The organism is Klebsiella grimontii (assembly GCF_042137965.1).
Classification (GTDB): Bacteria; Pseudomonadota; Gammaproteobacteria; order Enterobacterales; family Enterobacteriaceae; genus Klebsiella; species Klebsiella grimontii.
The window spans coordinates 4,306,935-4,330,004 of record NZ_CP169721.1 but is presented as its reverse complement, the minus strand read 5'-3'; the positions used below and the strand labels follow the sequence as shown (position 1 = coordinate 4,330,004).

General features: G+C 56.1%; 21 protein-coding genes and 1 other annotated feature. Of the genes, 14 read left to right on the top strand and 7 right to left on the bottom strand.

Annotated features, from left to right (window positions below; genetic code table 11):
• Positions 1-124 precede the first annotated feature (124 nt).
• On the top strand, positions 125-775 hold the full coding sequence (gene acrR / locus ACE3MN_RS20310; RefSeq protein ID WP_102649632.1) for a multidrug efflux transporter transcriptional repressor AcrR: 651 nt from the start codon (positions 125-127) through the stop codon (positions 773-775).
• A 130-nt stretch (positions 776-905) separates the two neighbouring features.
• Complete coding sequence (gene mscK, locus ACE3MN_RS20305; protein WP_004136058.1) at positions 906-4,247, top strand: mechanosensitive channel MscK; 3,342 nt, start codon at positions 906-908, stop codon at positions 4,245-4,247.
• 36 nt (positions 4,248-4,283) lie between these two features.
• On the opposite strand, the gene ACE3MN_RS20300 is transcribed toward mscK, so the two are convergent.
• From ACE3MN_RS20300 to priC, 3 genes are all read right to left on the bottom strand, one after another.
• Positions 4,284-4,802 carry an Rpn family recombination-promoting nuclease/putative transposase gene (locus ACE3MN_RS20300; RefSeq protein ID WP_102649633.1) on the bottom strand — a complete coding sequence of 173 codons (519 nt, stop codon included), beginning with the start codon at positions 4,800-4,802 and terminating at the stop codon, positions 4,284-4,286.
• A gap of 66 nt (positions 4,803-4,868) precedes the next feature.
• Positions 4,869-5,042, bottom strand: a complete 174-nt coding sequence (rsmS, locus tag ACE3MN_RS20295) for a pleiotropic regulatory protein RsmS (protein WP_004136059.1) — start codon at positions 5,040-5,042, stop codon at positions 4,869-4,871.
• 14 nt (positions 5,043-5,056) lie between these two features.
• Entirely contained in the window at positions 5,057-5,584 is a 528-nt protein-coding gene (gene priC / locus ACE3MN_RS20290) for a primosomal replication protein N'' (RefSeq protein WP_004136061.1), read from the bottom strand.
• A gap of 69 nt (positions 5,585-5,653) precedes the next feature.
• Between priC and ACE3MN_RS20285 the strand changes: the two genes are divergently transcribed.
• From ACE3MN_RS20285 to ACE3MN_RS20245, 9 genes are all read left to right on the top strand, one after another.
• Positions 5,654-6,031: a DUF454 family protein gene (locus ACE3MN_RS20285; protein WP_049085229.1), complete on the top strand. Its 378-nt coding sequence runs from the start codon at positions 5,654-5,656 to the stop codon at positions 6,029-6,031.
• A 150-nt stretch (positions 6,032-6,181) separates the two neighbouring features.
• The gene (gene apt, locus ACE3MN_RS20280; protein WP_024359020.1) at positions 6,182-6,733 is read left to right on the top strand and encodes an adenine phosphoribosyltransferase; all 552 of its coding nucleotides are present in this window, start codon (positions 6,182-6,184) and stop codon (positions 6,731-6,733) included.
• 91 nt (positions 6,734-6,824) lie between these two features.
• Positions 6,825-8,726: a DNA polymerase III subunit gamma/tau gene (gene dnaX, locus ACE3MN_RS20275; protein ID WP_102649634.1), complete on the top strand. Its 1,902-nt coding sequence runs from the start codon at positions 6,825-6,827 to the stop codon at positions 8,724-8,726.
• Positions 8,059-8,123: a sequence feature (DnaX frameshifting element), on the top strand. (Overlaps the previous gene by 65 nt.)
• 57 nt (positions 8,727-8,783) lie before the next feature.
• Complete coding sequence (locus ACE3MN_RS20270) at positions 8,784-9,116, top strand: YbaB/EbfC family nucleoid-associated protein (RefSeq protein ID WP_004129943.1); 333 nt, start codon at positions 8,784-8,786, stop codon at positions 9,114-9,116.
• A complete protein-coding gene (gene recR / locus ACE3MN_RS20265) occupies positions 9,116-9,721 on the top strand; it encodes a recombination mediator RecR (RefSeq protein ID WP_004129946.1) in 606 nt (201 codons plus the stop codon). The genes ACE3MN_RS20270 and recR overlap by 1 nt, the downstream gene beginning before the upstream one ends.
• 111 nt (positions 9,722-9,832) lie before the next feature.
• Entirely contained in the window at positions 9,833-11,707 is a 1,875-nt protein-coding gene (gene htpG / locus ACE3MN_RS20260; RefSeq protein ID WP_049088812.1) for a molecular chaperone HtpG, read from the top strand.
• A gap of 176 nt (positions 11,708-11,883) precedes the next feature.
• Positions 11,884-12,528 carry an adenylate kinase gene (adk, locus tag ACE3MN_RS20255; RefSeq protein WP_004137951.1) on the top strand — a complete coding sequence of 215 codons (645 nt, stop codon included), beginning with the start codon at positions 11,884-11,886 and terminating at the stop codon, positions 12,526-12,528.
• Positions 12,529-12,655: 127 nt separating this feature from the next.
• Entirely contained in the window at positions 12,656-13,618 is a 963-nt protein-coding gene (gene hemH / locus ACE3MN_RS20250; protein WP_004137949.1) for a ferrochelatase, read from the top strand.
• A gap of 63 nt (positions 13,619-13,681) precedes the next feature.
• Positions 13,682-14,986: an inosine/guanosine kinase gene (locus ACE3MN_RS20245; protein ID WP_004137947.1), complete on the top strand. Its 1,305-nt coding sequence runs from the start codon at positions 13,682-13,684 to the stop codon at positions 14,984-14,986.
• Positions 14,987-15,028: 42 nt separating this feature from the next.
• Here ACE3MN_RS20245 and ybaL read toward each other — a convergent pair whose 3' ends face one another.
• Positions 15,029-16,705: a YbaL family putative K(+) efflux transporter gene (gene ybaL / locus ACE3MN_RS20240; protein WP_024359017.1), complete on the bottom strand. Its 1,677-nt coding sequence runs from the start codon at positions 16,703-16,705 to the stop codon at positions 15,029-15,031.
• A gap of 233 nt (positions 16,706-16,938) precedes the next feature.
• The gene (locus ACE3MN_RS20235) at positions 16,939-18,159 is read right to left on the bottom strand and encodes an MFS transporter (RefSeq protein ID WP_024359016.1); all 1,221 of its coding nucleotides are present in this window, start codon (positions 18,157-18,159) and stop codon (positions 16,939-16,941) included.
• Between the two features lie 163 nt (positions 18,160-18,322).
• Between ACE3MN_RS20235 and ushA the strand changes: the two genes are divergently transcribed.
• Positions 18,323-19,975 (top strand): bifunctional UDP-sugar hydrolase/5'-nucleotidase UshA, encoded by a 1,653-nt coding sequence (gene ushA / locus ACE3MN_RS20230; protein ID WP_049085219.1) that lies wholly within the window; start codon positions 18,323-18,325, stop codon positions 19,973-19,975.
• A 115-nt stretch (positions 19,976-20,090) separates the two neighbouring features.
• On the opposite strand, the gene ybaK is transcribed toward ushA, so the two are convergent.
• Both ybaK and ACE3MN_RS20220 read right to left on the bottom strand, forming a co-directional pair.
• The gene (gene ybaK / locus ACE3MN_RS20225) at positions 20,091-20,570 is read right to left on the bottom strand and encodes a Cys-tRNA(Pro)/Cys-tRNA(Cys) deacylase YbaK (protein ID WP_049085218.1); all 480 of its coding nucleotides are present in this window, start codon (positions 20,568-20,570) and stop codon (positions 20,091-20,093) included.
• 201 nt (positions 20,571-20,771) lie between these two features.
• Positions 20,772-21,566, bottom strand: a complete 795-nt coding sequence (locus tag ACE3MN_RS20220; RefSeq protein ID WP_024359013.1) for a TraB/GumN family protein — start codon at positions 21,564-21,566, stop codon at positions 20,772-20,774.
• A gap of 322 nt (positions 21,567-21,888) precedes the next feature.
• Between ACE3MN_RS20220 and ACE3MN_RS20215 the strand changes: the two genes are divergently transcribed.
• Both ACE3MN_RS20215 and ACE3MN_RS20210 read left to right on the top strand, forming a co-directional pair.
• Positions 21,889-22,293, top strand: coding sequence for a biopolymer transporter ExbD (locus tag ACE3MN_RS20215; RefSeq protein WP_024359012.1), 405 nt, complete (start codon positions 21,889-21,891; stop codon positions 22,291-22,293).
• Between the two features lies 1 nt (position 22,294).
• Positions 22,295-23,038, top strand: coding sequence for an energy transducer TonB (locus ACE3MN_RS20210; RefSeq protein ID WP_004137935.1), 744 nt, complete (start codon positions 22,295-22,297; stop codon positions 23,036-23,038).
• The last annotated feature ends 32 nt before the right edge of the window (positions 23,039-23,070 follow it).

Sequence of the window (23,070 nt, the reverse complement as noted above, 5' to 3'; positions counted from 1 at the left end):
CAATTTCAAATTGTTCAGTGGCTCAATCGACCACAAACCCACTGCTGTGTTTCTATTATGGTCATGCTATGGTACATACATTCATAAATGTATGTAAACGTAACCTCTGTAAACTCATCGACCTATGGCACGAAAAACCAAACAACAGGCGCTTGAGACCCGGCAACATATTTTGGATGTTGCTCTGCGTTTGTTTTCGCAGCAAGGGGTATCATCCACCTCGCTGGCCGCAATTGCAAAAGAGGCCGGTGTGACGAGGGGCGCTATCTATTGGCATTTCAAAAATAAATCAGATCTATTTAATGAAATATGGGTACTTTCTGAAGCCAACATCAACGATCTCGAAGTTGAGTATCGGGCAAAATTCCCCAACGATCCACTGTCAGTTATCAGAGAGATCTTAGTGTATATCCTTGAAGCAACGGTGACAGAGGAACGCCGACGCCTGATGATGGAAATCATCTTCCATAAATGTGAATTCGTCGGTGAGATGGTCACGCTGCAGGAAGCGCAGCGAAGTTTATGCCTTGATAGCTACGATCGTATTGAACAAACATTAAAAGAGTGCATTGCGGCGAAGATGCTGCCCGCGAATTTATTGACCCGCCGGGCGGCGATTTTAATGCGCAGCTACCTTTCTGGCCTAATGGAAAATTGGCTGCTGGCGCCGAACGCCTTCGATCTGCGCAAAGAGGCGCGGGCTTATGTCGAAACGCTGCTTGAAATGTATCAATTTTGCCCCTCCTTACGCGGTTTCGAAGAACGGGAAGCTTAAGTTTCCTTGCGGACATCAGGGACATTTTTCCTGCTGTCCGCCGCTATTCGCGCGATAACAGAAGTGCTATTCTTCGCGCTGCGACGATCCCCGGTATTCTCCGGCTTTTGCAATCACTCATGTTAACACTATGCTGCATACTATCCGTTGGCGAAACGCCATATCCGCTGTTGTTCTTACCCTGATGTTTTTTATCGGCTGTATTAGCGTTAACCCGGCGCTGGCGGCTGATTTACCTGAACGTTCTGAGGTCCAAAGCCAGCTCGCGACGCTGAATAAGCAAAAGGATCTGACCCCGCAGGACAAGCTGGTTCAGCAGGACCTGACCCAGACCCTGGAAACCCTCGATAAAATTGAACGCATTAAGTCGGAAACGACGCAGCTGCGTCAGCAGGTGACTCAGGCGCCAGCGAAAATGAATCAGGCTATCGATAGCCTGAACGCGCTAAGCGATGTTCCCGATGATGAGGCGACGCGTAAAACGCTCAGCACGTTATCGCTACGTCAACTGGAATCGCGTGTCTCCCAGACCCTGGACGATTTGCAAAACGCGCAGAACGACCTGGCAACCTACAACAGCCAGCTCGTTTCTCTACAGACGCAGCCGGAACGCGTGCAGAATGCGATGTATTCCGCTTCGCAGCAGCTGCAGCAGATTCGTAATCGTCTGAACGGCACCTCGACGGGCGAGGAGACGCTGCGTCCTACCCAGCAGAATTTGCTGCTGGCGCAGCAGGCTCTGCTGAATGCGCAGATAGACCAACAGCGCAAAAGCCTGGAAGGCAACACGGTGCTGCAGGATACCCTGCAAAAGCAGCGTGATTACGTCACCGCCTACAGCAATCGCCTGGAACACCAGCTGCAGTTATTGCAGGAAGCGGTGAATAGCAAGCGCCTGACGCTGACGGAAAAGACGGCTCAGGAAGCCGTGTCCCCGGACGAAACGGCGCGTATTCAGGCCAATCCGCTGGTGAAGCAGGAGCTGGATATTAACCACCAGCTTAGCGAAAGGCTTATTTCAGCGACGGAAAATGGTAATCAGCTGGTTCAGCGCAATATCAAAGTGAAGACCTGGCTCGATCGCGCTTTGCAATCCGAGCGTGATATAAAAGAGCAGATCTCCGTGCTGAAAGGTAGCCTTCTGCTGTCGCGTATCCTTTATCAGCAGCAGCAAACGCTGCCCTCTGCGGAGGAGCTGAGCGACATGACAAACCGCATCGCTGACCTGCGCCTCGAGCAGTTTGAGGTTAACCAGCAGCGCGATGCGTTGTTCCAGAGCGATGCGTACGTCGCGAAGCTGGAGGAGGGGCATAGCAGCGAGGTGAATCCCGAGGTGCATGACGCGCTTCTCGAAATCGTTGATATGCGCCGTGAGCTGCTCGATCAGTTTAACAAACAGCTGGGTAACCAGCTGATGATGGCCATTAACCTGCAGATCAATCAGCAGCAGTTAATGAGCGTGTCGACCAACCTGAAAGCCATTCTGACGCAGCAGATTTTTTGGGTAAACAGCAACCGTCCTATGGACTGGGAGTGGGTTAAATCCTTCCCGGAAGCGCTGAAAGGGCAGTTTAAGGCGATGAAAATCACCGTAAACTGGGAAAAAGCCTGGCCTGCGGTATTTATCGCTTTCCTTGCCGGCCTGCCGTTGCTGCTGATTGCCGGTCTGATTCGCTGGCGCCTTAACTGGCTGAAAGCGTATCAGGCGAAGCTGGCTTCACAGGTGGGGCAGCTGCGCAATGATACTCAGCTCCACACGCCGAAAGCGATTCTTATCGATCTGATCCGCGCGCTGCCTGTGGTACTGGTGATTCTGGCCATTGGTCTGATTCTGCTGACGATGCAGCTGAATATCAGCGATTTGCTGTGGGCCTATAGCAAGAAGCTGGCGCTGTTCTGGCTGGTGTTTGGCCTGTGCTGGAAGGTGCTGGAAAAAGACGGTGTGGCGGTGAGCCACTTTAATATGCCGTCGCAGTTGACCAGCCACTGGCGGCGGCAGATTGTCCGCGTAAGCCTTGCCCTGTTGCCGCTGAACTTCTGGTCCGTGATGTCGGAACTGTCGCCGCTGCATCTGATGGATGACGTGCTCGGGCAGTTCGTGATTTTCCTCAACCTGCTGCTGATCGCGGTGCTTGTCCTGCCGATGTGCCGCGAAAGCTGGCGTGATAAAGAATCCCACAGCCTGCGCCTTATCACCGTCACCGTGCTATCGATAGTGCCCATCGCCCTGATGGTGCTGACGGCAACCGGCTACTTCTACACCACGCTGCGTCTGGCAGGCCGCTGGATTGAAACCGTTTATCTGGTGATGCTGTGGAACCTGCTTTACCAGACCGTTCTGCGCGGCCTGAGCGTGGCCGCCCGGCGTATTGCCTGGCGCCGGGCGCTGGCGCGTCGTCAGCATCTGGTTAAAGAGGGGGCAGAAGGAGCCGAACCCCAGGAAGAACCGACCATTGCCCTGGAGCAGGTTAACCAACAAACGCTACGTATTACGATGCTGGTGATGATCGCGCTATTTGCCGTGCTGTTCTGGGCGATTTGGTCCGATCTGATCACCGTCTTCGCCTATCTCGACAGTATTACGCTGTGGCATTACAACGGTACGGAAGCCGGCGTCAGCGCCGTGAAAAGCGTCACCATGGGCAGCCTGCTGTTCGCGATTGTCGCGTCGATGGTCGCCTGGGCGTTGATTCGCAACCTGCCGGGCCTGCTGGAAGTGCTGGTGCTATCGAGGCTCAATATGCGCCAGGGGGCGTCGTATGCGATTACGACCATCCTTAATTACGCCATTATTGTTATTGGCGCGATGACGGTATTTGGCTCGTTGGGCGTTTCGTGGGACAAACTTCAGTGGCTGGCGGCCGCCCTGTCGGTTGGTTTAGGGTTTGGCTTACAGGAGATCTTCGGTAACTTTGTTTCCGGTCTGATTATTCTCTTTGAGCGCCCGGTGCGCATTGGCGATACGGTGACCATTGGTACCTTCTCCGGTACCGTCAGCAAAATCCGCATTCGCGCCACGACCATTACGGATTTTGACCGTAAAGAGGTCATTATTCCGAATAAGGCCTTCGTGACGGAACGCTTAATTAACTGGTCGCTTTCCGACACCGTCACCCGCGTGGTCATCCGCCTTGGCGTGGCCTATGGTTCTGACCTGGATAAGGTCAAAGAAGTGCTGCTCCAGGCCGCGCATGAGCATCCGAAAGTCATGCAAGAGCCCGCGCCAGCGGTCTTCTTTACCACCTTCGGCGCCAGTACGCTCGATCATGAACTGCGCCTGTACGTGCGTGAACTTCGCGATCGCAGCTACGCGGTGGATGAGCTTAACCGCGCTATCGATCGCTTGTGTCGCGAGAACAATATTGATATCGCCTTTAACCAGCTTGAGGTTCATCTGCGCAATGAGAAAGGCGATGAAGTCACAGAGGTGAAGCGGGATAAAGGCGGCGATGCCTCGCCGACGATGGGCTAAGCATAATGGGGCGGTGGGTATGCCGCCCCGCAGGTTTTAATGGCTGAGCGAGGAGAGTTCTTCCTGGCTCAGGCCGGTCAGCTCCATCACCATCTTTGGATCCAGCCCGCTGGCGAGCATTTTCAGGGCAATGCTGCGCGAGTTTTCTTTACGCCCCTCCAGCCATTCGGCAATCGTCATTATTAGCTCCTTGTGCCTGGGCGACTGCTTCGCCAGTTCGCGAATGAGTGGCCCGGGTTTTTCCGTGGATCCCGCCTGCAGCATATAGCGCCTCAGGCGAAAAGCCATCAGCTTATCCGGCGAGCTTTGATGTTCAATCAGCGCGTAGGTATACCCAGCGCCGTGCCGCGTTTGCAGGGAGTAGAGAATGTCGGAGTCGCTGGATCGCAGGTCCTCTTCGATAAAGCTGCCGGACGCCAGCTGCAGCGTATTGAGATCGCAGATACTTAAAAACGGCGCGGGAAGGTAAAGCTGTAAAAAATCGCGAGCGACCTCTTTCTGGGTCAGCATTTGACGAAAAATGGCATCGTGCGGCGTACGTGAGAATCTTTCCATGAGCATCTATCCGTGGTGGTAAGGGGCAGGCGATGACTCTGCCACCCCCACCGATTCGGCAACAGACTACTCTGGCGCGTTTTGCGAGGCCCCTTCCGCACTTTTTACTTTGTTTTCATAGTCACGACGGATAATTTCCAGCGCGGCTAGCACGGTTTGCGCAGGGACTTTATTTTCCTCAAGCAGCATAATTAAATCGACCGCCAGCTTGATCTCGTCAGGCGCATTTTCCAGCGACATACTTCTCCCTCCAGTTAGCGTGTTAAGCGGGCCAGCCTGTTTTCAATTTTTTCCAGCGCATCGCGACAGCGGGCGAGGCGTCCGGCATACGCCTCAACTTCCTTTGCCAGCCGCTGCTGGTCATCAAGGCTGATGGCTTGCGCCAGCTGTCTCTGGCGATCGTTGCGCATGGCCAGCAGGCGCCGTTCATACTCCTGATGCTGTATCCGACGCCGCTGCCAGCGGGTAAGCGTCGGCGACGCGCTATCCCAGGCGCGTAATGACCAGGTCGCCGTTTCCCGGCTAATCGCGGCGATTTGAGCCACAAGACGTTCCGCCAGCCAGGCAACCTGCGCCAGCTGCTGGCGCTCGACCGCCTGTTTTAATTCCGTAAAGCGATCTCTGGCTTCATCAAGATAAGCCTGCATCTGCGTGCTGCGGGTTCGGAACAGCTGGCGATCGAAACGCGGGCTGAGGGTCGCGTGATTCGCCATCGGCGCTACCTGAGCGGCCAGTTCCGCAAGCTGATTTTCCAGCGAATGTAAAAGCCGGGTGGTTTTCAAATAACTCCTCCATCCCCTGATAAGCAACTGTGCTACATTAGCGTTATCTTCTTGATAACGATTCGCATTATGCCACGTATTATTTTGATCATCATTGGCTGGCTGTCGGTGGCGCTGGGAACGCTGGGCGTTTTTTTACCGCTACTGCCGACGACGCCGTTTATCCTGCTTGCCGCCTGGTGTTTCGCCCGCTCGTCGCCGCGCTTTCACCAGTGGCTATTGTACCGCTCATGGTTTGGCGGCTACCTGCGCCACTGGCAGCAATACCGTGCTATGCCGCCGGGCGCTAAGCCGCGGGCGGTGATGATGATTTTACTGACCTTTGCTATTTCCCTGTGGCTGGTTAATCTTACCTGGGTGCGCATCTTGCTGCTGATCGTTCTGGCCTGTCTGCTGATATTTATGTGGCGCATTCCGGTGGTTGATGCAAAGCAACAAAAGCACTGATGCGCAATAATGATGGTTGCAATTGTCGCTGACAGCCAGTAAATTCTGGCGTTTTCGAGCGCGGGTAAGCCTGGTCAAAGGTTAAACAAAAGTTTCCTTGGCCCATTTTGCATGTCCGCGAGTAACACCGTTTTAATCAGGCATAAACTTATGACCGCAACAGCACAGCAGCTTGAATATCTGAAGAACAGCATCCAAAGCATCCAGGACTATCCGAAACCTGGCATCCTTTTCCGTGATGTCACCAGCTTGCTGGAAGACCCGAAGGCCTATGCGCTCAGCATTGAGCTGCTGGCCGAGCGTTATAAAGACGCGGGTATTACCAAAGTGGTGGGCACCGAGGCGCGCGGCTTTTTGTTTGGCGCACCGGTTGCGCTGGCGCTGGGTGTAGGCTTTGTTCCGGTACGTAAGCCGCGTAAGTTGCCGCGTGAAACCATCGCGGAAAGCTACGAGCTGGAGTACGGCACCGATCAGCTGGAAATCCATGTTGATGCCATTAAAGCAGGCGATAAGGTGCTGGTGGTTGACGATCTGCTGGCGACCGGCGGCACCATCGACGCCACCGTGAAGCTCATCCGTCGTCTGGGCGGTGAAGTGCATGACGCGGCCTTTATTATCAATCTGTTCGATCTGGGCGGCGAGCAGCGCCTGGAAAAACGGGGAATCAACTGCTACAGCCTGGTCCCTTTCCCGGGCCACTAAGCAAATCCCGCCACATAGCCTCGCTGATTGAGCGGGGCTGTGATAGCATGACCCCTCGTGATTTCACCTTCCAGCGTTTCAGAGCCAGCCCATGAGTTATCAGGTCTTAGCCCGTAAATGGCGCCCACAAACCTTTGCTGACGTCGTCGGCCAGGAACATGTGCTGACCGCACTGGCGAACGGCTTGTCGTTAGGGCGCATTCATCACGCATATCTTTTTTCCGGCACCCGCGGCGTGGGTAAAACCTCTATCGCGCGCCTGTTGGCAAAAGGATTAAACTGCGAAACCGGCATCACCGCCACGCCTTGCGGCGTCTGCGATAACTGCCGTGAAATAGAACAGGGGCGCTTTGTCGATCTGATAGAGATCGATGCCGCCTCGCGTACCAAAGTCGAAGATACCCGCGATCTGCTGGATAACGTCCAGTACGCGCCGGCCCGCGGCCGCTTCAAGGTCTATTTGATCGATGAAGTTCATATGCTCTCGCGCCACAGCTTCAACGCGTTGTTAAAAACGCTGGAGGAGCCGCCGGCGCACGTTAAATTTCTGCTGGCGACGACCGATCCGCAGAAGCTGCCGGTAACGATTCTTTCCCGCTGCCTGCAGTTCCATCTCAAGGCGCTGGACGTCGAACAGATTCGCCATCAGCTGGAGCGTATTCTCGGCGCCGAGCAGATTGCTTTTGAACCGCGCGCGCTGCAGCTGCTGTCGCGCGCGGCGGACGGTAGCTTGCGCGATGCGTTAAGTCTGACCGATCAGGCCATTGCCAGCGGCGACGGTCGTCTGACGGCAGAGTCCGTTAGCGCCATGCTCGGCACCCTTGACGACGATCAGGCGCTATCGCTGATTGAAGCGCTGGTGGCTGCCGATGGCGAGCGGGTCATGGCTGGTGTGAATGAGGCTGCCGCCCGCGGCGTGGAGTGGGAGGCCTTGCTGGTGGAGATGCAGAGCCTGCTGCACCGTATTGCGATGGTTCAGCTCTCGCCGTCGGCGCTGGGCGCGGATATGGCCGCGATTGAGCTGCGTATGCGCGAGCTGGCGCGGACGGTGCCGCCAACCGATGTTCAGCTGTACTATCAAACGCTACTGATTGGCCGTAAAGAGCTCCCGTACGCCCCGGACAGACGAATGGGGGTCGAAATGACGCTTCTGCGTGCGCTGGCTTTCCATCCGCGTATGCCATTACCGGAACCGGAGGCGCCGCCGATGCCGGCCATTCAGGCCGCACCTGTCCAGCAGGCCGTTCCGGAATCCGCGCCGCCGCCGCCGAATTTGCCGCAGACCACCAGCCAGGTGCTGGCGGCGCGCAGCCAGCTGCAGCGTAGCCAGGGAGCGCCCACCCCAAAAAAGAGTGAACCGGCAGCCGCTTCCCGCGCGCGGCCGGTGAATAACGCTGCGCTGGAACGACTGAGTTCGATTACCGAGCGCGTACAGGCGCGTCCGGCTGCGGCTGCGCTGGAAAAAGCCCCGGCGAAAAAAGAAGCCTATCGCTGGAAATCGACGACGGTTGTTGAAACCGTAAAAGAAGAAGTGGCGACGCCGAAGGCGCTGAAAAAAGCGCTGGAGCATGAAAAAACGCCGGAACTGGCGGCGAAACTGGCAGTCGAAGCGGTCGAACGCGATAGTTGGGCGGCGGAAGTCAGCCAGCTCGCGGTGCCAAAACTGGTGGAGCAGGTGGCCCTTAACGCCTGGAAAGAGCAGGAGGGCAATCGCGTCTGTCTGCATCTGCGTCCGAGCCAGCGTCACCTGAATTCGGCGGGCGCGCAGCAAAAGCTGGCGGAAGCGCTCGGCATTTTGTACGGTACGTCGGTTGAATTGACCATCGTGGAAGATGATAATCCCGCGATGCGCACGCCGCTTGAGTGGCGGCAGGCAATTTATGAAGAAAAGCTCGCGCAGGCGCGTGAAGCGATTATTGCGGATAATAACATTCAGACCCTGCGTCGATTCTTCGATGCGGACCTGGATGAAGAGAGTATTCGCCCCATTTGATTGCAAGTCTGACTTGCGGTCAGCATCCTTAACGATGACTTACTGAGAGAGAAGCCTATGTTTGGTGGAAAAGGCGGTCTGGGTAACCTGATGAAGCAGGCCCAGCAGATGCAAGAAAAAATGCAGCAGATGCAGGAAGAAGTGGCCCGTCTGGAAGTGACCGGTGAGTCCGGCGCTGGGCTGGTAAAAGTCACCATCAACGGCGCGCACAACTGCCGTCGCGTTGAGATCGACCCGAGCCTGCTGGAAGACGACAAAGACATGCTGGAAGATCTGGTGGCCGCCGCGTTTAACGACGCCGCCCGCCGCATCGAAGAAACGCAGAAAGAAAAAATGGCGTCCGTGTCCGCCGGTATGCAGCTGCCGCCAGGCTTTAAGATGCCGTTCTGATGCAGACCAGTCCGCTGTTAACGCAGCTTATGGAAGCACTGCGCTGCCTGCCGGGCGTTGGCCCGAAGTCGGCGCAGCGCATGGCGTTTACCCTGCTGCAGCGTGACCGCAGCGGCGGGATGCGCCTGGCGCAGGCGCTCACGCGCGCGATGTCGGAAATCGGCCACTGCGCCGATTGCCGCACCTTCACCGAGCAGGAGGTATGCAATATTTGCAGCAACCCACGGCGCAAGGAAAACGGCCAGATTTGCGTGGTAGAGAGCCCAGCGGATATCTACGCTATCGAGCAGACCGGGCAGTTTTCCGGTCGCTATTTTGTGCTGATGGGCCACCTGTCGCCGCTTGACGGGATTGGGCCGGATGACATCGGGCTCGATCGTCTGGAGCAGCGTCTGCGTGACGAATCAATGCAGGAAGTGATCCTTGCGACCAACCCAACGGTGGAAGGAGAGGCGACGGCGAATTATATCGCCGAGCTCTGCGCGCAGTATGGCGTAGACGCGAGCCGTATCGCCCATGGCGTTCCGGTTGGCGGCGAGCTGGAAATGGTTGACGGCACAACGCTGTCCCACTCTCTCGCCGGGCGGCATAAGATTCGTTTTTAATCAAACGGAGGCGCTTTTCGGGGCCTCCGCTTGAAAACCTCTCCCTCTGTCCCCATCTCACCCTCAACGGTTTTTTTACCATTAACAATGGCATTGTTGAGGTTGATTTAGATGAAAGGACAAGAAACTCGTGGTTTTCAGTCAGAGGTCAAACAGCTTCTGCACCTGATGATCCATTCTCTTTACTCCAATAAAGAAATTTTCCTGCGTGAGCTGATTTCCAACGCCTCCGATGCGGCCGACAAGCTGCGCTTCCGCGCGCTGTCCCAGCCGGATCTGTACGAAGGCGACGGCGAACTGCGCGTGCGTGTTTCATTTGATAAAGACAACCGCACCCTGACCATCGCCGATAACGGCATCGGTATGAACCGCGATGAAGTCATCGACCATCTCGGCACCATCGCCAAGTCCGGCACCAAGGCGTTCCTTGAGTCCATGGGCTCTGACCAGGCGAAAGACAGCCAGCTGATTGGCCAGTTCGGCGTAGGTTTCTACTCGGCGTTTATTGTTGCCGATAAAGTCACCGTCCGTACCCGCGCGGCGGGCGATAGCGCCGAAAACGGCGTATTCTGGGAATCCGCTGGCGAAGGCGAATATACCGTTGCCGACATTAACAAAGCCGATCGCGGTACCGAGATCACGCTGCACCTGCGCGAAGGCGAGGATGATTTCCTCAACGACTGGCGCGTGCGTTCGATCATCAGCAAATACTCCGATCACATCGCGCTGCCGGTGGAAATTGAAAAACGCGAAGAAGTGGACGGCGAAACCGTGATCTCCTGGGAGAAAATCAACAAAGCCCAGGCGCTGTGGACGCGCAATAAGTCGGAAATCAAAGACGACGAGTACAACGAGTTCTACAAGCATATTGCCCACGATTACAGCGATCCGCTGACCTGGAGCCACAACCGCGTTGAAGGTAAGCAGGAGTACACCAGCCTGCTGTATATCCCGTCGCAGGCGCCGTGGGATATGTGGAATCGCGATCATAAACACGGCCTGAAGCTGTACGTGCAGCGCGTCTTCATCATGGATGACGCCGAGCAGTTTATGCCCAACTATCTGCGCTTCGTCCGCGGGCTGGTCGACTCCAACGATCTGCCGCTGAACGTGTCGCGTGAAATTCTCCAGGACAGCAGCGTCACCCGCAATCTGCGCACCGCGCTGAGCAAGCGCGCCCTGCAGATGCTGGAAAAACTGGCGAAAGACGACGCGGAAAAATATCAGACCTTCTGGCAGCAGTTTGGCCTCGTGCTGAAAGAAGGTCCGGCGGAAGATCAGGCCAACCAGCAGGCCATCGCCAAACTGCTGCGCTTCGCCAGTACCCATACCGACTCCGCCGCGCAGACCGTGTCGCTGGAAGAGTACGTCTCCCGCATGAAAGAAGGGCAGGAGAAGATTTACTATATTACCGCCGACAGCTACGCCGCCGCGAAGAGCAGCCCGCATCTGGAACTGCTGCGTAAGAAAGGCATCGAAGTGCTGCTGCTTTCCGATCGCATCGACGAGTGGATGATGAGCTATCTGACCGAGTTCGACGGCAAGCCGTTCCAGTCGGTGGCGAAAGCCGATGAGTCGCTGGATAAGCTGACGGACGAAGTGGATGAAACCACCAAAGAAGCCGAGAAGGCGCTGGAGCCGTTCGTTGAGCGTGCCAAAACCCTGCTCGGCGACCGGGTGAAAGAGGTTCGTCTGACCCATCGTCTGACCGATACGCCGGCCATCGTCACCACCGACGCGGACGAGATGAGCACTCAGATGGCGAAACTGTTTGCCGCTGCGGGCCAGGCCGCGCCGGAAGTGAAGTACATCTTTGAGCTGAACCCGCTGCATCCGCTGGTAAAACGCGCGGCGGATACCCAGGATGATGCGCAGTTCGGCGAGTGGGTTGAGCTGCTGCTCGATCAGGCGCTGCTGGCCGAGCGCGGTACGCTGGAAGATCCAAACCAGTTTATCCGCCGTATGAACCAGCTGCTGGCGTCGTAATCTTTACCCTCACCCTAACCCTCTCCCGCTGGGAGAGGGTATCAAACCGCACGATACGTAAAATATCTCACCATTAACCGTTTCAGCCGCCCCGCCTTCCTTGAGCCATCCGCGTTCTGGTGGTATGGTTTAGCGTTTTTTGAAAAATTGAATCAACTTTTGAGGGGATTTTCGTAATGCGTATTATTCTGCTTGGCGCTCCGGGCGCGGGTAAAGGAACTCAGGCTCAGTTCATCATGGAGAAATACGGTATTCCGCAAATCTCCACCGGCGACATGCTGCGTGCCGCGGTGAAGTCAGGCTCCGAGCTGGGCAAACAGGCGAAAGATATTATGGACGCCGGTAAGCTGGTCACCGACGAACTGGTTATCGCCCTGGTTAAAGAGCGTATTACTCAGGAAGATTGCCGCAACGGTTTCCTGCTGGACGGCTTCCCGCGCACCATTCCGCAGGCTGACGCCATGAAAGAAGCGGGCATCGCCGTGGATTACGTGCTGGAATTCGACGTTCCTGACGAACTGATCGTTGACCGCATTATCGGCCGTCGCGTTCACGCAGCTTCCGGCCGCGTTTACCACATTAAATTTAATCCGCCGAAAGTTGAAGGCAAAGACGACGTGACCGGCGAAGAGCTGACCACCCGTAAAGACGATCAGGAAGAGACCGTGCGTAAGCGTCTGGTTGAATACCATCAGATGACGGCTCCGCTGATCGGCTACTATCAGAAAGAAGCGGAAGCGGGCAACACCCAATACGCGAAAGTCGATGGCACCAAAGCGGTGGCCGACGTTCGCGCTGAACTGGAAAAAATCCTCGGTTAATTCCGTTAGTTCTCATCCCGCAGCGGCGGGGTGAGAACTCCTCTCATTTTACCTTTTTCTATGATTGGTTCCGTTTAGCGCCATTTCAGCTACAATTGTCAGCGATTCAAATGGTTAAGAGGCGGTAATGCATCAGACGAAAACAGGTATCTTATTAGCCAATTTAGGCACTCCCGATGCGCCCACGCCCGACGCGGTAAAGCGCTATCTGCGACAGTTTCTCAGCGACAAGCGCGTGGTGGATACCTCCCGTCTACTGTGGTGGCCGCTGCTGCGCGGCGTGATACTGCCCCTGCGCGCCCCCAGGGTCGCTAAGCTCTATCAGTCCATCTGGATGGAAGAAGGCTCGCCGCTGATGGTCTACAGCCAGCAGCAGCGGCAGGCGCTGGCCGCGCGGCTTGCGGATACGCCGGTGGCGCTGGGGATGAGCTATGGTTCGCCGTCGCTGGAGAGCGCGGTCGATGAACTGCTGGCGCAGGGCGTGGATCACATCGTGGTGCTACCGCTCTATCCGCAATACTCCTGCTCCACCGTGGCGGCGGTGTGGGATGAGCTGGGGCGTATTCTTGCCAAAAAGCGCGCGATCCCCGGAATCTCTTTTATTCGCGATTACGCCGATGACGTGGACTATATTCACGCGCTGGCCGCCAGCGTGCGCGCGTCCTTCGCGGTGCACGGCGAGCCGGATTTACTGCTGCTCTCCTATCATGGGATCCCGCAGCGTTACGCGCAGCAGGGGGATACCTATCCTCAGCGCTGTCGCGATACCACCCGTGAGCTGGTTTCCGCCCTGGGTCTGCCGCATGACCGGGTGATGATGACGTTCCAGTCGCGCTTTGGTCGTGAGCCCTGGCTGACGCCTTATACCGACGAAACGCTGAAAATGCTCGGTGAGAAAGGGGTGAAGCATATCCAGGTTATCTGTCCCGGCTTTGCCGCCGATTGCCTGGAGACGCTGGAGGAGATTGCCGTGCAAAATCGGGAAATCTTCCTCGAGGCTGGCGGCCAGCAATATGAGTACATTCCGGCGCTTAATGCGGACACCGCGCATATTGAAATGATGGTCAACCTGACGGCGAAATATCGCTGATCGCGCGTGCGGCGGGGAGTATGCTACTATTCCCCGCTTGTTCACTGCCAATAAATCGCCACTATGAAATTTCCCGGTAAACGCAAATCCAAACACTACTTTCCCGTCAATGCTCGCGATCCGCTGCTGCAGCAAATTCAGCCGGATAATGAATCTAACGTCGCCTGGGTCGTCGGCATCGATCAAACCCTCGTTGATATCGAAGCGAAAGTGGATGAGGCGTTTATCGTACGCTACGGCCTGAGCGCCGGGCATTCGCTGGTGATTGAAGATGACGTCGCCGAGGCGCTGTACCAGGAACTGGTCCGCAACGACCTGATTACCCATCAGTTTGCCGGCGGTACCATCGGAAACACCATGCACAACTACTCGGTGCTGGCGGATGACCGCTCGGTTCTGCTTGGCGTGATGTGCAGCAATATTGAAATCGGCGGCTACGCCTATCGCTACCTGTGCAACACCTCCAGCCGTACCGATCTGAACTATCTACAAGGGGTGGATGGCGCGATTGGTCGCTGCTTTACCCTTATTAGCGACTCCGGCGAGCGCACCTTTGCGATCAGCCCCGGCCATATGAATAAGCTCCGCCCGGAAAGCATTCCGGAAAGCGTAATCGCCGGTGCTTCCGCGCTGGTGCTAACCTCCTATCTCGTCCGCTGCAAGCCGGGCGAGCCGATGCCGGACGCGACGATGCAGGCCATCGCATATGCGAAAAAGCACGATGTACCGGTGGTCCTGACCCTGGGGACTAAATACGTCATCGCCGATAATCCGGCGTGGTGGCAGGCGTTCCTCAAAGAGCACGTTTCCATTCTGGCGATGAATGAAGAGGAGGCGGAAGCGCTGACCGGGCTGTCCGATCCGCTGCTGGCTTCCGACAAGGCGCTGGAATGGGTTGACCTGGTGCTGTGCACCGCCGGGCCTGCCGGGCTGTATATGGCCAGCTTTACCGAGGATGAGGCTAAGCGCAAAACGCAGCATCCGCTGCTGCCGGGCGCGATTGCCGAGTTTAACCAGTATGAATTCAGCCGCGCGATGCGTCATCAGGATTGCGAAAATCCGCTGCGTATTTATTCGCATATCGCACCCTATATGGGCGGGCCGGAGAAGATCATGAATACCAACGGCGCGGGCGACGGCGCGCTGGCGGCGCTGCTGCACGACATCACCGCTAATAATTATCATCGCAATAACGTGCCGAACTCCAGCAAGCACAAATGCAAATGGCTGACCTATTCCTCGCTGGCGCAGGTGTGTAAATACGCTAACCGCGTGAGCTATCAGGTGCTGAACCAGCATTCACCGCGTCTGACCCGCGGCCTGCCGGAGCGTGAAGACAGCCTGGAAGAAGCTTACTGGGATCGTTAAGCGGCCGGATAAAGCTGGCCCCGGTCATCCGGGGCCGAAGCATTAACCGGTAATAAGCTCGCCGGCTGGCGGCGTTTCAAGCAGCTTAAGCATGGCGCGGGCGATTTCTCGTTCGCCCATCACCACCTGGTTGGCGCCGCGTTCGACGATATACTCCACCTCATCGTCGTAATGCGCGCGCGCGATGATCTCGATATTCGGGCATTTTTCTCGCGCGGAAGCGACGATTTCCCCGGCCTCGTAGCCGTTAGGAATGGTCAGCAGCAGCCAGCGGGCGCAGTCCAGATGCGCCAGATTCATAATCTCTTCATTGGCGGCGTTGCCTAATACCGCGCGAATACCGCGCGCGCGCAGTTCGTCAACGCGGGTGCGCGACGTTTCGATAACCACCAGCGGTATCCCCTGAGCCATCAGTTTTTCACCAAGCAGGCTCCCGACGCGACCAAAACCGACCAGCAGCGCATGGTTACAGATATCAACGGGGATCTGTTTCTCATCTTCCAGCACTTCTTCCAGCGTCTGTTCGTCCAGCGTCTCCGTTTTATCGAGGTATTTTTCCAGCAGGGTAAACAGGACCGGGTTGAGCATGATGGAGATAATGGCGCCGGCAAGCACCAGGTTCTGCCCGGCCTGCGGCAGCAGATCCAGCGCCATTCCCAGACCGGCAAGAATAAAGGCGAATTCACCGATTTGCGCCAGACTGGCGGCAATGGTCAGGGCAGTGCGCGGCGAGTGGCCAAACATCCGCACCAGGAAGAAAGCGGCGGCCGATTTACCGAAAATAATGATGGCCAGCGTCGCGAGCACCGCCAGCGGCTGCTCAAGCAGGATCATCGGATCAAACAGCATTCCCACGGAGACAAAGAACAGCACGGCGAACGCGTCGCGCAGCGGCAGCGTATCGTGGGCGGCGCGATGGCTGAGTTCGGATTCATTGAGCACCATACCGGCGAAAAAGGCGCCGAGGGCGAAGGAGACGTCAAATAGCTCAACGGCGCCGAAAGCGATACCGAGCGCTAACGCCAGTACCGACAGGGTAAACAGTTCGCGCGAACCGGTTGCCGCGCTGCGTGACATAATCCACGGCACCAGGCGGCGGCCCACCAGCATCATAATCGCGATAAAGGCGACGACTTTACCAATGGTAATGCCCATATCGAGGGCCAGGGAAGCCAGACCCACGTCGCCTTTCTCCGTCATGCCTGCGACCGCTGGCAGCAGCACCAGCGTCAGCACCATCACCAGATCTTCAACAATCAGCCAGCCGATAGCGATTTGCCCCCGCTGGCTATCAATAAGCTGTCGTTCTTCCAGCGCGCGCAGCAGCACCACGGTACTGGCGGTAGAAAGACACAAACCAAAGACGATGCCGGTCATTAACGACCAGCCCAGCATGGCAGAGAGCGCCATGCCCAACAGCGTCGCCACGGCTATCTGGGCGATAGCGCCCGGGATGGCGATGGCCTTGACCGCCATCAAATCTTTTAAGGAGAAATGCAGACCCACGCCGAACATCAGCAGGATCACGCCAAGCTCGGCCAGCTCCGGCGCCAGCTTGGTATCAGCAACAAAACCCGGGGTAAAAGGTCCGGCCAGCACGCCCGCTAATAAATATCCCACCAGAGGAGAAATACGTAGCTTATTGGCAATCATGCCGAGAATAAAGGCGAGCACAAGGCCGCCGACAATGGTGGTGATTAGCGGTGTTGCGTGGTGCATTCCGTCTCCTTGCAGTGGTGAGCTGATCCATTTTCGGCACAAAAACCAAAAAACCGAATAATAGTTTATGACAATTTCAGTGGTTTTGTTTATGAATAATTATTGAATTTTGCAGAAAAATGGAATTGACGCCTAAAAAGGCACGGACAGCCAAATGGCAGCAGGTTATGCGGGGTAATGCCGATGGAGTAAGGGATTGCGGCAGCCAAAGTTGCACTTTGGCTGCCGGATAATCACGACTTTTGGCGGTTATCAGGAAGAAATATCGTCAGAATGCCGAGAAGCGGCAGGAAAGCACAGATTTTATAGACCAGTTCGATACTGGTATGGTCAGCTAAAAGCCCCAGCACCGCGGCTCCAAGGCCGCCCATGCCAAAGGCGAAACCGAAAAACAAACCAGAAACCATGCCGATCCGCCCCGGGAGCAGCTCCTGGGCATAGACCAGAATAGCGGAAAAGGCCGAAGCGAGAATAAAACCAATAATCACCGTCAAAATACCGGTCCACTCCAGCGATGCATAGGGTAAAACGAGGGTAAACGGCGCTACGCCAAGGATAGAGCCCCAAATTACATATTTACGCCCAATCTTGTCACCAACAGGCCCGCCAATCACCGTTCCTGCCGCGACGGCAAAAAGAAAGGCAAATAGGTGGAACTGGGCATTTTGTACCGACAATCCGAACTTTTGCATCAGATAAAAGGTGTAATAGCTACTGATGCTCGCCATATAGAAATATTTCGAGAAAATGAGCATTAACAGGATGCTAACCGCCAGAATGACTTTATTTTTCGGCAGCGGATTAACCACCACCGCTTTCGGTTTACCTTTGTTCAGACGGTGCTGAGCGGCATACCAGCGGCTGATCTGCGCCAGCACGACGATCGCCAGCAGCGCCGCCAGGACAAACCAGCCGACGTTCCCTTTGCCGTAAGGCGCGATAATCAGGGCCGCAAGCAGCGGACCTAACGAGCTGCCGAAGTTGCCGCCGACCTGGAATATCGACTGCGCCAGGCCATGACGTCCGCCGGAGGCCATGCGCGCCACGCGAGAAGACTCCGGATGAAAGACCGACGATCCGGTCCCGACCAGCGCGGCAGCGAGCAGAACCATCCCGAAGCTGCCGGATATCGCCAGCAGCACCAGACCGCTCAGGGTAAAGCACATGCCAATTGGCAGCGACCACGGCATCGGGTGTTTGTCGGTCAGGTAGCCGACAACCGGCTGCAGTAGCGATGAGGCCAGCTGGAAGGTGAGGGTGATCATCCCAATCTGCACAAAGGTCAGCGAGAACTCGGCCTGGAGCAGCGGGTAGATAGCCAGAATAAGCGATTGGATCATATCGTTCAGCAAATGCGAGAGGCTGATGGCCCCGAGAATGCGAAACGAAGTGCGTGCTTTTTGCGGCGCAGCAGCAGGGCCGGATAAGGGTTGTGCGGTCTGATTCATTGCCATAGGTTCGCTTAAGTGTTTTTTATAGAGGATGCAGGTGGAATTATTATCTGCCTAACATACCTGCCGCTAAGGTTTGAAGGAAGTCGCAATTCTGAAAACATATTTGTCTAATTCGCTATCTCGCTATACTTTCGGCACTTGTTACTTTGTCAGGGAGAGAAATATGCACCTTATTAAACGAGGCGTCGCGCTGGCGCTATTTACCGCGTTATCGCTGGGGAGCCTGTCAGCGCAGGCTTATGAGCAGGATAAAACCTATAAAATTACCATCCTGCATACGAACGATCATCATGGTCACTTCTGGCGCAGCGACTACGGCGAATACGGGCTGTCGGCACAAAAAACGCTGGTGGACGGTATCCGCAAAGAGGTGGCGGACGAGGGCGGCAGCGTGCTGTTGTTATCCGGCGGCGATATCAATACCGGCGTGCCGGAATCCGACTTACAGGATGCGGAACCCGATTTTCGCGGGATGAACCTGATTGGCTACGATGCGATGGCGGTAGGCAATCACGAGTTTGATAATCCCCTTAGCGTACTGCGTCAGCAGGAAAAATGGGCGAAGTTCCCCTTCCTCTCCGCCAATATTTACCAGAAAAGCACCGGCGAGCGTCTGTTTAAGCCGTGGGCGCTGTTCAAGCGCGGCGGACTGAATATTGCGGTTATCGGCCTGACGACCGACGATACGGCTAAAATCGGCAATCCCGAGTTCTTTACCGATATCGAGTTCCGAAAGCCGGCGGAAGAGGCCAAACTGGTTATCCAGGAACTGCAGCAGAACGAAAAACCGGATGTGATTCTGGCCACCACCCATATGGGTCATTATGACAACGGCGCCCACGGCTCTAATGCGCCTGGCGACGTTGAGATGGCGCGCAGCCTGCCTGCGGGATCGCTGGCGATGATCGTCGGCGGCCACTCGCAGGACCCGGTATGCATGGCATCGGAGAATAAAAAGCAGGTGGATTATGTCCCGGGCAGCCCGTGCGCGCCGGACAAGCAGAACGGTATCTGGATCGTGCAGGCCCACGAGTGGGGCAAATACGTGGGCCGCGCCGACTTCGAATTCCGCAACGGCGAAATGAAGCTGGTGCACTATCAGCTGATCCCGGTCAACCTGAAGAAAAAGGTCACTTACGACAACGGCGAGAGCGAGCGCGTGCTCTATACGCCGCAAATCCCTGAAAGCCCGCAGATGCTCTCTCTGCTGACGCCGTACCAGAATAAAGGCAAAGCGCAGCTGCAGGTGAAAATTGGTAGCGTGAACGCGCATCTGGAGGGCGATCGCAGCAAAGTGCGTTTTGTGCAAACCAATATGGGACGTCTGCTGCTGGCGGCGCAGATGGCGCGTAGCAATGCCGATTTCGCGGTGATGAGCGGCGGCGGAGTACGTGACTCGATTGAAGCGGGCGATATCACCTATAAAGACGTGATGAAGGTACAACCCTTCGGCAACGTGCTGGTGTATGTCGATATGAGCGGTAAGGAAGTGACGGAGTATCTGACCGCGGTGGCGCAGATGAAACCCGACTCCGGCGCCTATCCGCAGTTTGCCAACGTCGGTTTTGTGGCCAAAGACGGCAAGCTTAACAATTTGACCATCAAAGGTGAACCGGTCGATCCGGCGAAGACCTACCGTATGGCGACCCTGAGCTTTAACGCCACCGGCGGCGACGGCTACCCGCATATCGATACTAAGCCCGGCTATGTGAATACCGGCTTTATCGACGCCGAAGTGTTGAAAGAGTATATCCAGAAAAACTCACCGCTCGACGCGGCAGCCTATGAGCCGAAAGGCGAGGTGAGCTGGCAGTAACGTCAGCGTAGCCCCCGGTGGCGGGGGCTACAGGTCTGAGCGGTTGTGGATTTTATAGCCGGGCAAGGCGCGTCAGCGCCGCCTCCGGGATTGTCCTCTGACGAAAATCCGTAAATTAATCGCGCCGCGCGATATCGGCGAATTTCGCCGCAAGGATCTTCGCCAGATCGCTGGCCGCCAGCTCAATATCCAGGCCGCGTTTGCCGCCGGAAATATAGATGGTGGCGAACTCCTGGGCCGGCGCGTCTATCACCGTCGGCAGACGTTTTTTCTGCCCGAGCGGGCTGATACCGCCCACCAGATAACCGGTGACCCGCTGCGCGACCATCGGGTCTGCCATATCCACTTTCTTCGCGCCTAAGGCTTTCGCCACCTTTTTCAAATCCAGCTGACCCGCTACCGGCGTCACCGCGACGGCCAGATGCTTCATGTCGCCGTTAACGGCGACCAGCAGCGTTTTATAGACCTGGTCGGCGTTGAGCCCCAGCTTGCGCACCACCTCATCGCCAAAATTGGTTTCGTGCGGATCGTGATCGTAGCTGTGGATTTGAAAACTAATTTTGTTTTTTTCGAGTAATTTTACGGCGGGAGTCATCGTTATCCTTCTTACCAACCGATTAAATGTGACATAAGCATACGCCCGACGGCTGTCTAAAAAATAGTATCATCTTGCGCAATAGTGTTGGCAGTGATGGTCACTTTGAGCGACAATCAGACGATCCGGGGCGCGAACCCCGGAATAATAATAATGATGAAATTCCTCTTTGACGGGCCAATAGAAATATTGGCCATTTTTTTACGTCAGCATATCCGGCAGATTCCCTTCCCCGTATAAATGTAGCGCCCCGACGGCAACCACGTAGCGCCCCGGCGGCAGCGCCAGCAGCGTTTCGCGCCAGGCGAGGTTGCGCTGGTGCATCAGCACGTCATACAGCGACTGGCTAAAGGTGGTCGGTAGCGAGGTTGTTCCTTGTGACGGCGGCTGTTCCAGCCACCAGCCGATCATCACCTGCAGCAGACGCGCATTCGTGCGCCAGTGGGTGAGGGTATCTTCCAGCAGCGCCAGCCCGCCGTCGGGCAGATCCCGCAGCAGCGCAATCTGACTATCGGCGCCCTCCAGCTCCATCACGCGGATATGGCTCTCGCGCGCTGCCATCAGCAGCTGATAATCAATGCCGTAGTCTGCTCTTAGCCCTAATTTTTGCGCCTGAGTCGCCTGCAATACCATCGCCACCTGCCACAGCGGCTGGTTGTCGAACAACGCGATAGACAGACCCATTTCTCCCGCACGATCTTGCAGTTCTGCAAGCTGGGATGGGCTCAGGCGTTCCGCTAGCGGCGGACAGGAGGGGAGGTTGCTGAACGGCGTTTCGCTGCCGCTAATATCCGCTTCCACAATCAGCGCATCGGCCTGGCGGATCTTTTTTAATAACCTGGCGGGCGGCGGCGACATGTCGCGGGTGCCCATATGAATACTGCCGACCAGATGTAGATAGCGCTCGCCGGGCAGGGTGATGTCCAGCGCGGGCCAGGAATAAGACGAGCCGACGGCGGCTTGCCACAGCATTTTTATTCGGTTTAACAGGCCCATACGTGCTCCGTAGTGTGAGGAAGCCATGCTAGCGCGCGGGGGGCTGGGGCGCAAGGGGACTCAACGTGCGCGACGGAAGAGGCGTTTTGCAATGTCACGAAAATAACAAAAAAATTTGATGTTCTCTTTTTCGTCATTTCTGTAATGGCGTTTTGAAATTAATTATCACTTAAAAAACAATGTTATGACTATTTATAACGTGAATTGATATGGTGTTTTTTTCTCAAATATTCCTCGATTGTGATAATAAAATAAAAAATCTGTAACAAAAAATAAACAAAACGCTTCTATATTGGCCCCTTCAATTTTTGGGGGGAGTGACATGCGTAACTGGAGTGAGCCTAAAAAGAATAAAGCCCATATCGAGCTGATCCCGATGATCGATGTGATGATGTTTCTACTGGTTTTCTTTGTCCTGATTAGCCTGAATGTGATCCCGGCTCTGGGCTTGAAAACGCAGCTGCCGTCGGCTGGCAGCGCCCAACAGCTTAAACCGCAAAAAAAAGCCATTATCACCCTCGGCGCCGACGACCAGCTGCAGCTTGATGGCCAGCCGCTGCCCCTGAATGCGCTGGTCAATACCCTGAAGCAGCAGCAGGAAAACCAAACCACCACCATTATCGTGAACAGCGATAAAGAGGTTGCGGTGGAACGCCTGATCGCCGTGATGGATACCCTGCGTCAGGGTGGTTTCTTCTCCATTTCCATTGCCACACGGAAGCAGTGATATGTACCTGCTTTATCGCTCACGTCACGTTGTTAGCTGGCTACCCGCCCTTGTCGTCGCCGGATGTTTACTGTTTGTCAGCCAGCAGGCAGTGCTGCAGGTCAAACCGCATTACGACGATACGGTCATGGAACTGTCGCTGGCTGAACCCGAACCGCCGCAGCCGGAGCCTGTCCCGGAACCGCAGCCGGAAATACCGCCGCAAATTCAACCTGAGCCGGAACCGGAGGCGGTCGCTGAACCCGTCGTTTCTGCGCCAGAACCCATTATCCAGGCCAAACCGGTTGTTAAACCGAAAGCCAAACCCAGGCCCAAACCGGTTGTGAAGGAAAAAGCGCCGAAACCGCAGGCGATCGCGGCTCCGCAGCCCGCCGCCGTTCGTCGCCCGGCGAGTAAACCGGCCCCGCCGCCTTCTCCCCCGGCGCCGAAGGCGAACGCGCAGGCGGTGGAAAACGGCTATCTGCAGGCGCTGCGCCGGGAGCTAGAGCAGCGCAAGCGCTACCCGAGCGGCCGTCAGGCTTCGCTGGAGCGCCCGCAGGGCAACGTGGAGGTCTGGCTGGAGGTTGACCGCAGCGGCAGAGTGCTGGCTTCCGGTATTGCCAGCAGGGCGCCGAACATGCTGCTCAATCGCGCTGCGCTTAGTTCCCTGCAAAGCATCAGCCAGCTGAAGCCCTTCCCTGAAGAGGCTTTTGCCGGACAAAGCAGCAAAAAATTTACCGCGACGTTTAATTATCAGGCGCCATAAGCCTAATTAATCATTTGTTTTTACAGGAAAAG

Bases quoted from the DNA above. Each gene is read 5' to 3' on its own strand.
- acrR (WP_102649632.1), top strand. From the start codon at position 125: ATGGCACGAAAAACCAAACAACAGGCGCTTGAGACCCGGCAACATATT.
- mscK (WP_004136058.1), top strand. From the start codon at position 906: ATGCTGCATACTATCCGTTGGCGAAACGCCATATCCGCTGTTGTTCTT.
- ACE3MN_RS20300 (WP_102649633.1), bottom strand. From the start codon at position 4,802: ATGGAAAGATTCTCACGTACGCCGCACGATGCCATTTTTCGTCAAATG.
- rsmS (WP_004136059.1), bottom strand. From the start codon at position 5,042: ATGTCGCTGGAAAATGCGCCTGACGAGATCAAGCTGGCGGTCGATTTA.
- ACE3MN_RS20285 (WP_049085229.1), top strand. From the start codon at position 5,654: ATGCCACGTATTATTTTGATCATCATTGGCTGGCTGTCGGTGGCGCTG.
- apt (WP_024359020.1), top strand. From the start codon at position 6,182: ATGACCGCAACAGCACAGCAGCTTGAATATCTGAAGAACAGCATCCAA.
- dnaX (WP_102649634.1), top strand. From the start codon at position 6,825: ATGAGTTATCAGGTCTTAGCCCGTAAATGGCGCCCACAAACCTTTGCT.
- ACE3MN_RS20270 (WP_004129943.1), top strand. From the start codon at position 8,784: ATGTTTGGTGGAAAAGGCGGTCTGGGTAACCTGATGAAGCAGGCCCAG.
- recR (WP_004129946.1), top strand. From the start codon at position 9,116: ATGCAGACCAGTCCGCTGTTAACGCAGCTTATGGAAGCACTGCGCTGC.
- htpG (WP_049088812.1), top strand. From the start codon at position 9,833: ATGAAAGGACAAGAAACTCGTGGTTTTCAGTCAGAGGTCAAACAGCTT.
- adk (WP_004137951.1), top strand. From the start codon at position 11,884: ATGCGTATTATTCTGCTTGGCGCTCCGGGCGCGGGTAAAGGAACTCAG.
- hemH (WP_004137949.1), top strand. From the start codon at position 12,656: ATGCATCAGACGAAAACAGGTATCTTATTAGCCAATTTAGGCACTCCC.
- ACE3MN_RS20245 (WP_004137947.1), top strand. From the start codon at position 13,682: ATGAAATTTCCCGGTAAACGCAAATCCAAACACTACTTTCCCGTCAAT.
- ybaL (WP_024359017.1), bottom strand. From the start codon at position 16,705: ATGCACCACGCAACACCGCTAATCACCACCATTGTCGGCGGCCTTGTG.
- ACE3MN_RS20235 (WP_024359016.1), bottom strand. From the start codon at position 18,159: ATGGCAATGAATCAGACCGCACAACCCTTATCCGGCCCTGCTGCTGCG.
- ushA (WP_049085219.1), top strand. From the start codon at position 18,323: ATGCACCTTATTAAACGAGGCGTCGCGCTGGCGCTATTTACCGCGTTA.
- ybaK (WP_049085218.1), bottom strand. From the start codon at position 20,570: ATGACTCCCGCCGTAAAATTACTCGAAAAAAACAAAATTAGTTTTCAA.
- ACE3MN_RS20220 (WP_024359013.1), bottom strand. From the start codon at position 21,566: ATGGGCCTGTTAAACCGAATAAAAATGCTGTGGCAAGCCGCCGTCGGC.
- ACE3MN_RS20215 (WP_024359012.1), top strand. From the start codon at position 21,889: ATGCGTAACTGGAGTGAGCCTAAAAAGAATAAAGCCCATATCGAGCTG.
- ACE3MN_RS20210 (WP_004137935.1), top strand. From the start codon at position 22,295: ATGTACCTGCTTTATCGCTCACGTCACGTTGTTAGCTGGCTACCCGCC.